General features: G+C 42.6%; 12 protein-coding genes and 1 pseudogene. 4 read left to right on the forward strand and 9 right to left on the reverse strand.

Features of this window, described 5'->3' with window-relative positions; genetic code table 11:
• Positions 1-23: 23 nt before the first annotated feature.
• A complete protein-coding gene (dtd, locus tag BJN41_RS13530; RefSeq protein WP_070155802.1) occupies positions 24-464 on the reverse strand; it encodes a D-aminoacyl-tRNA deacylase in 441 nt (146 codons plus the stop codon).
• A 232-nt stretch (positions 465-696) separates the two neighbouring features.
• Between dtd and pncB the strand changes: the two genes are divergently transcribed.
• The 3 genes from pncB (at position 697) to asd (ending at position 3765) form a co-directional block, all read left to right on the forward strand.
• A complete protein-coding gene (pncB, locus tag BJN41_RS13535; protein WP_070155804.1) occupies positions 697-1902 on the forward strand; it encodes a nicotinate phosphoribosyltransferase in 1206 nt (401 codons plus the stop codon).
• A gap of 163 nt (positions 1903-2065) precedes the next feature.
• On the forward strand, positions 2066-2908 hold the full coding sequence (locus BJN41_RS13540) for a sulfurtransferase (RefSeq protein ID WP_070155806.1): 843 nt from the start codon (positions 2066-2068) through the stop codon (positions 2906-2908).
• On the forward strand, positions 2905-3765 hold the full coding sequence (gene asd, locus BJN41_RS13545) for an archaetidylserine decarboxylase (protein WP_070155808.1): 861 nt from the start codon (positions 2905-2907) through the stop codon (positions 3763-3765). The genes BJN41_RS13540 and asd overlap by 4 nt, the downstream gene beginning before the upstream one ends.
• Positions 3766-3860: 95 nt before the next feature.
• On the opposite strand, the gene phoR is transcribed toward asd, so the two are convergent.
• The 3 genes from phoR to BJN41_RS13560 all read right to left on the reverse strand — a co-directional run bounded on the left by phoR (position 3861) and on the right by BJN41_RS13560 (position 6854).
• Entirely contained in the window at positions 3861-5219 is a 1359-nt protein-coding gene (gene phoR, locus BJN41_RS13550) for a phosphate regulon sensor histidine kinase PhoR (protein ID WP_070155810.1), read from the reverse strand.
• Between the two features lie 9 nt (positions 5220-5228).
• Entirely contained in the window at positions 5229-5939 is a 711-nt protein-coding gene (phoB, locus tag BJN41_RS13555; RefSeq protein WP_004974162.1) for a phosphate regulon transcriptional regulator PhoB, read from the reverse strand.
• A gap of 207 nt (positions 5940-6146) precedes the next feature.
• On the reverse strand, positions 6147-6854 hold the full coding sequence (locus BJN41_RS13560; RefSeq protein WP_070155811.1) for a TetR/AcrR family transcriptional regulator: 708 nt from the start codon (positions 6852-6854) through the stop codon (positions 6147-6149).
• Positions 6855-7085: 231 nt separating this feature from the next.
• On the opposite strand from BJN41_RS13560, the gene BJN41_RS13565 reads away from it, so the two are divergent.
• Complete coding sequence (locus BJN41_RS13565) at positions 7086-7925, forward strand: SDR family NAD(P)-dependent oxidoreductase (protein ID WP_070155812.1); 840 nt, start codon at positions 7086-7088, stop codon at positions 7923-7925.
• 24 nt (positions 7926-7949) lie between these two features.
• On the opposite strand, the gene BJN41_RS13570 is transcribed toward BJN41_RS13565, so the two are convergent.
• The 5 genes and pseudogenes from BJN41_RS13570 to BJN41_RS13590 form a co-directional block, all read right to left on the reverse strand.
• Positions 7950-9317: an MATE family efflux transporter gene (locus tag BJN41_RS13570; protein WP_070155813.1), complete on the reverse strand. Its 1368-nt coding sequence runs from the start codon at positions 9315-9317 to the stop codon at positions 7950-7952.
• Between the two features lie 114 nt (positions 9318-9431).
• Positions 9432-10235: pseudogene (locus BJN41_RS13575) on the reverse strand (aminotransferase class I/II-fold pyridoxal phosphate-dependent enzyme); the annotation flags it as partial.
• Positions 10236-11564, reverse strand: coding sequence for a DUF445 domain-containing protein (locus BJN41_RS13580; RefSeq protein WP_070155817.1), 1329 nt, complete (start codon positions 11562-11564; stop codon positions 10236-10238).
• Positions 11565-11582: 18 nt separating this feature from the next.
• The gene (locus BJN41_RS13585; RefSeq protein WP_070155819.1) at positions 11583-12158 is read right to left on the reverse strand and encodes a CC0125/CC1285 family lipoprotein; all 576 of its coding nucleotides are present in this window, start codon (positions 12156-12158) and stop codon (positions 11583-11585) included.
• 45 nt (positions 12159-12203) lie between these two features.
• The gene (locus BJN41_RS13590) at positions 12204-12743 is read right to left on the reverse strand and encodes a DUF924 family protein (RefSeq protein ID WP_070155821.1); all 540 of its coding nucleotides are present in this window, start codon (positions 12741-12743) and stop codon (positions 12204-12206) included.
• Between the last annotated feature and the right edge of the window lie 111 nt (positions 12744-12854).

Here is a 12854-nt window from a genome sequence, read left to right on the forward strand (position 1 = left end):
ACAGAGGTTTTTTTTTATGTGATTTACTCGACTTCCAAACAAAAAGTCACAGGCCCATCGTTTACCAGATGCACTTTCATATCGGCAGCGAAAATACCAGTTTCCACCTTGTCAAACTGACTTTTGGCATAGTCTACCAATTGTTCATACAGTGCTTTGGCATCGTTTGGTGGCATCGCAGGGCCAAAATCAGGGCGCAGGCCTTTTTGGGTTTGTGCCATGAGGGTAAATTGTGAAACCAATAGCACACYGCCATTGGCCTGACTGACATTCCAACCCATTTTGCCTTGTTCATCATCAAAAAAACGATATTTCAAAATTTTATCAATCAGCTTTTTACCTTTCTCAAAATTATCGTCTTTGCCTAAGCCCAAAAACACCAAAATACCCTGTTGAATCTCGCCAGTGATTTCACCATCGACCAAGACTTTGGCTTCAAGAACTCGTTGTAATAATGCACGCATGGGGGACTAACTTTCTCAGTGTGGGGATGGCTGCAGATTGTACCAAACTCAGGCACTTTGGCGTGCATTAACATCAGTCAGGTAAGCTCCAGACGGTCGCTGCTCGTAAAGAGGTAAAACACCACGATATAGCTAAACTTAAGCAAAGCTCTAACAAGATTGTCGATAAAAGCCCTTTTTTGCTGAATAAAGTATGCTTTAATGCAAGAAGTACCGCGAAATGATGATCCCTATGAGCCCCATTATTCAATCTCTGCTCGATACTGATTTATATAAATTCACCATGTTACAGGTGGTGCTGCATAAATTTCCACAAACGCACAGTGTGTATCAATTCCGCTGCCGTAACCTTGAAGATACTGCGTATCCACTGAGCGATATTTTAGCTGAGTTGAACGCACAGCTTGACCATTTGTGTCAGTTGAAATTTAAAGAAGATGAATTGCAGTATTTGCGTAATTTACGCTTTATTAAAAGTGACTTTGTCGATTATTTAGAATTATTTCAGCTCAAGCGTCGTTTTATTCAAGCCAGTATTGATGCGCAAGGTCGTTTGGATATTCGGATAGAAGGTCCGATGGTACAGGCCATGATGTTCGAGATTTTTGTCTTGGCAATTGTCAATGAGCTCTATTTCCAGCGCATTCGCAATGATGAGGTCTGGGCAGAAGGTGAACGTCGTTTACAGCAAAAAATTGCCCTGATTCAAAGTTACCAACAGCAACAACAAGCCGAAGATCCACCATTTTTGGTTTCAGATTTTGGTACACGCCGCCGTTATAGTTTTGCATGGCAAAAACACGTGATTACGGCCCTTCATCAAGCTGTACCTGAGGTGTTCCGTGGTACCAGTAATGTATTTCTGGCTAAAGAATTAGGCATTACCCCAATTGGGACAATGGCACATGAGTTTTTACAGGCTTTTCAGGCGCTAGATGTGCGTTTACGTGACTTCCAAAAAGCCGCACTAGAAACTTGGGTGCAGGAATATCGGGGGGATTTAGGTATTGCCTTGACTGATGTGGTCGGGATGGATGCTTTCCTGCGTGACTTTGATTTGTATTTTGCCAAGTTATTTGATGGCTTGCGACATGACAGTGGCGACCCGTATGTGTGGGGCGATAAAGCTTATGCACATTATAAAAAGCTAAAAATTGACAGTAAAACTAAAATGCTGACCTTCAGTGATGGCTTAAATGTCGAAAAAGCATGGGCCTTGCATCAGTATTTTAAAGACCGTTTTCAGGTTAGTTTTGGGATTGGTACCAACTTAACCAATGATATGGGGCAAACTGCGCTAAATATTGTGTTGAAATTGGTGGAATGTAATGGTCAGTCGGTGGCGAAATTGTCCGATAGTCCGGGTAAAACCATGACCGATAATGACACCTTCTTGGCATATTTACGCCAAGTTTTTGAAATACAAACGCCTGTTTAAAACCTGAGCACATTGAAAAAACCGAAGAAAATCTTCGGTTTTTTTCTAGATTAAAGCATGTGATTGTTAAAATTCTGCGAAAGTTATGAAAAAAACAGCATGCTATCAAAAATGACCTATACTAAGTTAAAGTTGATTGCCAAACAGACTGAACCGCATAAAAATGAGCACTTCTCCATTCAATTTTGGACTGCTGATTGAAGCAGAAGATTTAGTTCCCTTTTTAGGGCATGAAAAATTGCGCATTGTCGATTTGAGCCGCAATTCGGTGTACGAGCAATTGCATCTTCCGCATGCTTTACAGGTCAAACCGAGCATGTTGCTACGTCAGGATGAAGATACATCGGGTTTATTGCCTGAACCCGAGGCTTTACAAGACTTGATTCAGTATTTGAGTATTTCCCCTGAGCATCATGTGGTCGCCTATGACGATGAAGGTGGCGCATGGGCAGGGCGTCTGATTTGGAATTTACACTGTTTAGGCTTTGAAAATACCAGTTTACTAAATGGTGGGATTCACGCATGGTTGGCAGCAGGTTTTCCAACTACTTCTGAGGTTGAACCGCTGACCTCCGTTAGTACGCTTGTTCCTGTTGTTGAGAAAAATCAGTATCGAATTCAATATGATGAGTTGCTAGAAAAATGCCAAAACCAGTCGGTACAACTTTGGGATTGCCGCACTACTGATGAATATACAGGGCTACGTTTGGCTGCACGACGCGGCGGTCACATTCCTGGAGCACTGCATTTTGAATGGAGTACTGCCCTTAATCGTGAAAATCATTTAAAATTGCATCCCTTAGAACGCACACGACAGCGTCTCGAACTAATCGGATTCAATTTAAACGAACCTGTAGTGGTGTATTGTCAGTCACATCACCGTTCAGGTTTGGCCTACATTTTAGGGCGTTTATTGGGTTGGAAAATTCAGGCCTATGATGGTGCGTGGAGTGAATGGGGCAACCGCCCTGACAGTCCTGTTATTACTGGAGAGTTGCCGTCTTGAGCCTCACATCACGTTTAAAAAAACAAATTTTCATTCAGGCACAACGCGTTGTGCCACAACATCAATTATCACGTGTAGTGGGTAAACTAGCAGCCAGTGAGCATCCTGTGCTCAAAAATGCAGTGATTACTGCATTCAAGGCACAATACGGCATTGATATGTCTTTGGCAGAGCAAAGCAATGCCTTGAAATATAAATCTTTTAATGATTTTTTTACCCGTTCTTTAAAGCAAGGTGTGCGGGAAATTGACAGCAATCCGAACAGCATTGTATCGCCTGCAGATGGGGCGATTTCGCAGCTAGGTAAAATAGAAGATGGGGCAATTTTTCAGGCCAAAGGTCAGCAATTTACTGTTGAAAACTTAATTGCCGACCCGCAATTGGCTGAACCCTTTAAAAATGGTCAGTTTGTAACCGTGTATTTATCTCCACGTGATTATCACCGTGTACACATGCCTTTTGCAGGCACGCTCACTGAAACTTTATATGTGCCAGGCGAGTTGTTTTCTGTCAATCAAACCACAGCCGAAAATATTCCGGGTTTATTTGCCCGCAATGAGCGCATGGTCTGTTTGTTTGATACCGAACTGGGACGTATGGCGGTCGTTTTGGTGGGTGCTATGATTGTGGCGGGTATTGAAACCGTGGCGACAGGTAAAGTAAAACCATCGGGACGTTTGGAGCTGAATCAACACCAATTATTCCTTGAAAAAGGTGCAGAATTAGGACGTTTTTATTTGGGTTCTACCGCGATTGTTTTGTTTGAAGAAAATAAAATGCAGTGGGATGCCGAATTCAAGGCTAATTCTGTGGTGGAAATGGGGAAAGCCTTGGGGCATGTTGTTTCCGCAGAATAAAATCTGATGAATTGAGAAATAAAAAAACGCCAAAATAATTTGGCGTTTTTTATTTTTAACTTTGTAATTTGTTGGGGGTTGTACCAAATCAGCGCTTAACTTTCGTAATACAAACGCTCTTTCGGGAACACAGCTTTGAATATAGAGCCTTGATTTTCTTTAGATTCGACTTCTAAGTGTGCATTATGCTGCATCAAAACGTGCTTCACAATTGCTAAACCTAAACCTGTGCCGCCTGTTTGTCGGCTACGCGCGCTGTCTACACGATAAAAGCGTTCAGTTAAGCGTGGTAAGTGTTTCGGATCAATCCCGATGCCAGTATCTTCTACAGTAAAATAGCCTTGATTGCCATCATCATGCCAGCCAATGGTAATCGTCCCGCCTTTTGGGGTGTATTTAATTGCATTAGTGATTAGGTTGCTAAAGGCACTGGCCAATTCTACATCTGAACCAATCAGATCATAATGACTGTCGATATTTAAGTTGAGCGTGTGTCCATAATCGACGTTATAGGCATGTGCATCGTCAAATAATTGATTCATTAAACTTGGCATTTCAATGATTTGATTTTTGGCGATGGTTTTTTCATTTTCCAGACGTGACAATAGCAGAAGGTCATTCACTAAAGCATTCATACGTCGGGTTTGTGATTGCATTTGCTCAAAAGCACGTTTCCAACGCGGGTTAATATCATCCTGATCGGTAAAGGTTTCGATATAACCACTCAGCACGGTTAGTGGGGTACGTAATTCGTGTGAAATGTTATCGACAAAGTCTTTACGCATTTGTTCTAGGTTATGCATACGCGTCATGTCGTAAGCAAATAACAAACGGCTATTGCCACCAAACTGAGTCATTTTGACGTGCACATATTGCCCTTCATGCACACTCGATTTCATTTTTAAACCGTCGGGTGCTTGGTCAATATGATTAAAATATTCAATAAAACTAGGTTGGCGCAAAATAGTCAGGATGTTGCGTCCACGGTCTAAAGGCTGAATACCTAACAGTTTTTCTGCAGCAGGGTTCCACCATTCAATCTGATGATTTTCATCAATCAGCATCACGGCTTCATCTAGTGCCACCAATGAAGACTGGGCGCGGTCAATCAACCCGACCATTTCAGCCTGAACAATACGTTCCTGACGTTGCGAGCGATAAACATTGAATAGTAATGCACCCCAAATTCCATGCAGATTCGGCGGGACATCATAAGGACGATTGGAAATCCAATCATTGACTAAATAGAGCGAGCGCATTTGCTGAAGAAAAAACAGCAAAAAGGCGAGGCTAATACAAATCCAAAAATACCCAATCCCAAAACCAATCAAGCTTGCAATAATTAGGAAAAAGGCCAATAAACGAAAATCTTGTTTGGCAAAAGTCCATAAACTGCTGTAACGAACTTGTTTGAGGTCACGAGCGAGTTCAGGGACTGGGTAAGGTTCGTACATAAAATAATTTTAGCCTAAAGCAACATCCGCACGTGTCGAGAAGCGATAACCTGTACCACGTACCGTTTGCACAAAACGGTCTACACCATACGGCTCTAAGACTTTACGTAAACGACGAATATGCACATCAATAGTTCGGTCTTCAATATATACATTGCCGCCCCAGACTTGGTCAAGCAATTGCGCACGGGTGTAAGCGCGCTCTGGGTGCGTCATAAAGAATGCCAATAAGCGATATTCGGTTGGGCCCATTTCTAAAATATTGTCGCCAAAACTGACACGCTGGCTAACTGGGTCTAAAATTAAACCGTTGGCATCAATGGTTTTTTCACCGCTTAAGGCATTGGCACGACGCAAGACGGCTTTAATTCGCGACACCAGTTCACGAGTTGAGAATGGCTTGGTCATGTAGTCGTCCGCGCCTGCATCTAAACCTTGAACTTTGTGATCTTCTTCACCACGTGCAGTGAGCATAATCACAGGAATTTCGGCAAGGTTGTCATCGCGTTTTAGGCGACGACACAAGTCTACACCGCTGACACCGCCTGGCATCATCCAATCAAGCAAGATAAGCGCTGGACGTTGATCGACAATCATCTGATGAGCTTGTTTTGCATCTTCTGCTTGTAAGCACTGAAAGCCTGCCATATCTAAAGAGGTATGGATCATCTCCCGAATTGGAAGTTCGTCATCGACGATTAAAATGTAGTCATCTTTCACAACGCAATATCCTATAGATGTTAACGGTGGGCCGTTTTATTTATGACAGGCTTATTACAAAGATTAATTATGACAGTATCATTGCAGAAAGGGTTAAACGGGCTGTTTTTGCAATAATTTGTGACAAACTAATGTCGATTTGATGAAAAAACTGAACAGATTCAGTAAAAGTAAAATAATGATTTGAAAAATATTATGACTGTTTTTTCAATGTGATGACAAGGTCGAAGAATCTTTCATAAAAGTTTGCTCTTTTTCCGAAAAGGTCTGTAATAACGATAAAAATACAATACGGCAAGAAGACAAGACATCTTCCATAGATTGTTTGAAATCGCTTATGACCCAGCGAATCGCAATTTGGGTGACATACCCATTTAAGCCTGTCGCCACCAGTGAAATCTCTCGATTGGGGCGGTCTAAATGCGGCATCATCAGCATGACAAAGGCCTGAATCATGCGGTCAAAACGTGACATGGTTTCGTGAATAGTGGCTTGGTTATGCAGTTCTTGCACCAGCATGGCATCAATATAAATAATACGTGCCATTTGCGGGTTATTTTTTAGCGTAGTCAATAAAGCCGTTAGTCCAGCATCAATCATTTTTTTTGGATCCGCCGAAGCTTGCATAATGGCTTGCATGACATTTTGCTGTAATTCATCAATCAGTTTTAAAAAAATGGTCTGAAACAGTTCTTCACTTTTTTTAAAGGATTCGTAGAAATAGCGTTCGGTCAGTTTAGCTTCGGTACAAATATCTTTTACGGTCACGGCAAAAAAGCCATGCGTCCCATAGGCTTGAATACCTGCCTCAATCAATTTCTCACGACGTACCTGTTTGCGCTCAGTTAAAGATAAGCCTTTAAACTGACGTTCTTTTTGTGGTTTCGGGGTGGTTTTTTCTGTTTGTGCAGTCATGGGCAGTCGTTCTGTCCTGTTCAGTTAAGCCAAATACGAACCGTAAGCAGGCTTTATATTAGCAATAATTATCTGTTAAACCTATGATTTCAGATTCATTTGCGATATTCGTACTGGCCTATATTGACAATACTTATTGTCAAAATTATATTTAAACCTTAGCGCATCGCACCGCTCTACAAAACAACAAGCGGGTCTGAACAGTGCACGCCATATACTCAAGGAAACCACATGAAAAATTTTAAAAATAAAGTTGCCGCAATTACAGGCGCAGGCTCGGGTATTGGGCAGCAACTGGCTGTTCTATTGGCGAAGCAAGGCTGTCATTTATCGCTCAGTGATGTGAATGAACAAGGTCTGTCGCAAACAGTAGATTTACTCAAAGACAGTAATGTGCGCGTGACCATTAAAAAAGTGGATGTTTCTCAATTAGAACAAATGCGTGAATGGGCAGCTGAAACTGTGCGAGACCACGGCTCGGTCAATATGATTTTTAATAATGCAGGCGTGGCATTGGGTTCTACCGTAGAAGGTGCAAGTTACAAAGAATTGGAGTGGATTGTTGGTATAAATTTCTGGGGGGTGGTGTACGGCACCAAAGAATTTTTGCCTTTCATCAAACAAACTGGGGATGGTCATATCATTAACATTTCTAGTTTATTTGGTTTAACCGCACAACCCACGCAGTCGGCTTATAATGCGACCAAGTTTGCGGTGCGCGGTTTTACTGAATCCTTGCGTCAGGAATTAGATTTGGAAAATTGTGGGGTGAGCGCGTTGAGCGTGCATCCAGGTGGGATTCGCACCAATATTGCCAACAACGCCAAAATGAACGACAGCATACGCACTTTGGGCATGAATCCTGAAAAATCGGCACGTGCGTTTAATAAATTATTGCGTTGCCCGCCTGAAGAAGCTGCACGCCAAATTTTAGAGGCAGTACAAAAAGACAAACGCCGCTTATTGATTGGTAATGATGCTAAAACTTTGGATTTAATCCAGCGTATTGTTCCAACGGGTTATCAGAAAGTAACCGCATGGGCGACTAAGTTTGGCAAGAAACGCGGTTAATTTAACTTAGAAATATAAGACCATTCAGACCAAAACCTGAATGGCTTTTTTCTTCCAGACAAATTGATAATACGCACCTTGACCGATGCACAGGCTCACAAATGCCAAAGCGTAGGCATACCAAATTCCTTGCAAGCCCCACCACTGACTGAAGAAATAAGCACATGGCACTTCAATTAAAACAATCGCTAAAATATTGATGATCATTGGCACATTGACCGTGCCACTGGCGCGCATAATAGAGGCAAAAATTGCACTGGCACCAAAAAATAAAATGGCCCATAGCACAATAAATAAGAGTTGCTGACCCAGTACCACCACTGCAGGATCGGTAATAAACAGCGCCATCAGATATTTAGAAAATAAATAACCCAAAGTGACTAAAATACCTGTAATTAGCAGATTCATGCCCAAGGCAGTACGGGTGACTTTGGCCAGTAATTCGGCTTTGCCTGCACCAATGGCTTGTGCTGCAAAAATTGAAGCAGCTATGGCAATGGATAGAGCAGGAAATTGAATATAGTTCAACACCTGATTAACTGCACCATAGGCGGCAGTGGCCTCAGCACCATGTCGATTAACCAAACCGACAATCACCAAACCCGCCATAGAGGTGGTGACCATTTGTAAGCCTGTAGGAATGCCTAAGCGTAAAATCACCTTGCTTAGATTGGGTTGATGCCGAATTTGACGTAGCAGATGCCTATCCATTTTGAGGGGATGGTTCTTTTTATTCAGGTAAATCACCAAAAAAATTAAAACAGCCAAATAGCCCAGAATGGTGGCAATGGCAGGGGCAATAATGCCCAAGCGAGGAAAGCCAAAATAACCTGCAATCAGGATGGGGGTAATCACTAAGCCCATTAAACTGGTCAGACTTAGGGCAATGAGTGGCGTAAGGCTATCGCCCACTCCACGCAAAATAGAGGTATAAATAATATACACAAACAGCAGTGGGCTGCCTGCTAACATCCATTGCACATACGGCAGGGATAGATGCATCACTTTAGGGTCTGTGCCCAATAAGATTAAAATTTGTTTGGCAAAAATTACCCCTAAACAGGCAATCAAACTGCCGACGATCAGGGTCATAAATAAAGTCGAGCCGACAATACAGCGCACTTTTTCGACATTTTGTGCGCCCCATGCTTGTCCAACCAACACGGTCGAGCCTGCCGAAAGCCCAATCACAAAGGCCATTAGGCAAAAAATAATGGGAAAAAATACCGACACTGCAGCAATCGCTTCCACACCCAGCATTTGCCCGACAAAAATTGTGTTAATGGTGCCCGAAAGATTTTGCAAAATATTGGTGGCAATCAGTGGCAATAGAAATACCAAAAAGGTTTTCCAAAGCTGAGGGTGATCGACCAGTGCCTGAGGTCTTGCCATGCCAAATCCTGCGCTTCAATATGCGGTTGTTTGAAATTTCACCCTAGCATGATTGAGTCATAAAAAGCCTTAGCTTTTCAGTAACTCAGTGACATTTCAGTAGAGCTTCACTACTTAAATTGCCGATAAAATTTCACCTGCACGCAACAGGGTTTCAGTTTTTTTAGCAAAGCAGAAGCGGATTAAACGTAAATCATAGGGTGGGGTTTGATAAAATGCAGACACAGGAATACCGACAATGCCGTACTGCTCGGCTAGAAAATGACACATATCTACGGCATTTAAGTCAGGGCGGATATTGCTGTAATCTAAATTTTGAAAATAAGTGCCTTGAGCAGGGCTGAATTGAAAACGTGAATTGGCAATCCCTTGATTAAACAAATCACGTTTGTCCTGATAAAACTTTGCCAATTCTGCAATATGTTCAGGATGCTGCTGCATATAATTCGCCAGAGCTACTTGCACAGGGCTAACCCCGCAGAAATTAATAAATTGATAGGCTTGGCGAAAGAGCTGCATTAAGGCAGGTGCAGCCGCACAGTAGCCTGTTTTCCAGCCTGTGACATGAAAAGTTTTACCAAACGAGCCCACGACAAAACTACGTTCCCTAAGCTCAGGAAAAGACAGCGCAGAGCGATGTTGATGCGTATCAAAGACTAAATGTTCATAGACTTCATCGGACAGCACCACAATATTATGTTCCTGAATGACATCAATTAAATGCTGCCAATCTTGCGCTGACCATACTGTACCTGTGGGATTATGTGGCGTGTTGATGATGATCATGCGGGTTTTTGAATGAATGGCATCTTTGACCCTATTCCAGTCCACCTGAAAATGTGGAGCCTGTAGCGGAATATGAATGGCTTTTGCACCCAATAATTTTACACAGGGCGCATAACTGTCATAACTTGCATCTTAAATCCACTCCACCAATGCCCGAATAACCCCCAATCCTAGACCAATAAATGCACCTACGACCACACCATTGACCCGAATCATGTGTAAATCACCACCGACTTCGTTTTCAATTTTACCAATCATTTCGCGCGAGTCCCATTCGTGAATACGCTCACTAATAAAACGAATCACTTTTTCACTATATTGATCAGACAAATTCACCGCAATCGTACTCATTTTTTCATTCAGTAACTGACGTACTGCGGTATTTGCAATAATATTTTCACCGACTTGCTGAAGGGCAACACGCAGATTTTGCGCAATTCCTGAATCAGGTTTTTGTAAATCTTCCTTAATCGCATTACATAGAATGACCACGGCACCACTGATAAAATTCAAAACTTGTGGACTGTCTAACAGAGCATTTTTAGTATCATTTAGGCGCAGACTGGCACTGCTGTTGTTATCTGCCAGTTGTAACATGAGTTGTTGCCCAGCCTCTTCAATTTTTTGTCGCCAAGGATGTTCAGGGTCTGCCAGCATGGATTCGACCCGTTGCAGTAAAGAATCTATAGTGCGTTGCTGCACATCAATTCCAATCCAGCTCGCACCTTTGGCCAGTTTCCACACGCCAAGTTCTTTAAATAATTGACCGGTCAATTCACGGCTTTTTTCAGGATGTTTCAGCATCCAGTCATGGGCAAGGTCTAAACCGCGTTGCAGCACATCCTGATGGAAGTCATTTTCCAAAACTGCACGCAGCATTTCACTGGCCAAGAGGTTGACCTGCGTGTTGCGAACCCATTGCACACTATTGCTTTGAATAAAGCGGCCAATTTGTTCTTGCCCGACAAATTCAAAAATTTTCGGTACAGTCTGCTGAATGACTTGGGTCACTTGCGCATTATTTTGTGGATTGGCCAGCCATTTGCCCACGGCTAAAGATAAGTCAGTGCTGTGCAGGCTTTTTTGTACAACGTGTGGCGATAAAAAGTTTTCCTGCACAAAACGGCCCATAGACTCGGCAATACGGTCTTTGTTGCGTGGAATAATTTCGGTGTGATCACGTAAGAATTTAGGAATTGGCATTTTGCCAAAAGGATTGCGAAACAGCACCGTAATCGCATACCAGTCTGCTAGACCACCCACCACACCTGCTTCGGCAGACAGCATGAGTATGTGAATTAACCAAGTGTATTCTGGCAGTAATTTTGCAGTCAGCATTAATGCTAGCCATGCCACCACGGCAATCACTAAAGCAATGGTGGCAAAGCGTTTACTGCGTTGCAGACTCGGAGAAGTACGCTGCGAGCTGCTCGCTAAAGTGTGGTCAGACGCTGTATTCATGCAGGCATCCTTATTTCATTAGGGCGCGGCAGGGGCAGAGGTTGGTGGGGGTAATGGTTGTCCTGTTGCACTTAAACCATATTTTGCCCCCAGTGATTGTAAAATCAGGCTCGCATCAAAAGCATCTTCCGGTGCAGATTTTTGATCTTTAAAACACTGAATGGTGTAAGACACTTGAGTCGGATCGAGGGTCACCACTTGCGGCATATCATAGAATGGGTCAGGCCAGAATGGTGCACGACGATGATAATATCCATACGGCGAATAGCTATAAGGATAGTAACTTGGTGCAGGGTAAACCACGGCTTGTCTAGGTGGTTTCTGGCTACGGTTACTCGGATCATCTAAAACTTTAAAAAAGCGAAAACCGTGTTGCAGCGTGGTTTGTGCTGCTTTCACCAAAGTAATTTCTTCTGCAGTGCCAAAACTCATGTTATGACCCGCTAAAAAACTAATCCGATAGGTCTGCACATTTAGTGGTGTGGTGCTGAATTGCCCCAACTGTTCAAAGCTGAGCGGTTTAGAGGGTGTCGTGGCACAGCCTGTAAACAGCAAACTGCTGGCAAGGGCAAGACCGAGTAGGAAATATTTCATGTGAAAGCTCCTGTACACATCAACCAGCCAAGACAAACTTGCCAGTTAAAAACTGCTATTGGGTTGGGTTAAAAACTCAAGTTCTTCTGCGCTAGATGGGCGTCCTAACACCTGATTTCGATGTGGATAACGTCCAAAACGGTCAATAATTACTTTATGTTTCAGTTCATAGTCCAACACGGTAGGGTCATTCAAACTTTCAAACAACGTCAATGCGACTTCGTGAATATGTTTGGATTCACTGTGCATAAACGGCATATATAAAAAACGGCGTTGAGTTAGGTTTAAGTCCTGATCTAATTTTAAGTGAATCATTTCCTGTGCCAATACCAAGGCCATTCCATCTTGGGCAAAAGCACGCGGGTCATTGCGGTATAAATTACGTGACAATTGATCTATAACAATGATTTCAGCCAAACGACCTGCAGGTGTTTCGCGCCATGTCCATAATTCTCCTTGAGCCGCTTGTTGCAATACATCGGTAAATTTTTCTGCGAGCAGGGCATCAAATTCTGCGCTTTTGACAAACCAGTTCGGTTCTGCAACAGGAGAAAACCAAAAATTTAAAAAATCTTGATAATTCATACGCTTTATTATTTACCTCTGTTCTTTTGATTATAAAATCACAAATTGAGCATGTCTTATAGTGCAACTTTGTGATAAAAATTGCCAAATTAAAATTTATTGATGTTGACC

It is taken from the genome of Acinetobacter towneri (assembly GCF_001758345.1).
Taxonomy (GTDB): Bacteria; Pseudomonadota; Gammaproteobacteria; order Pseudomonadales; family Moraxellaceae; genus Acinetobacter; species Acinetobacter towneri_A.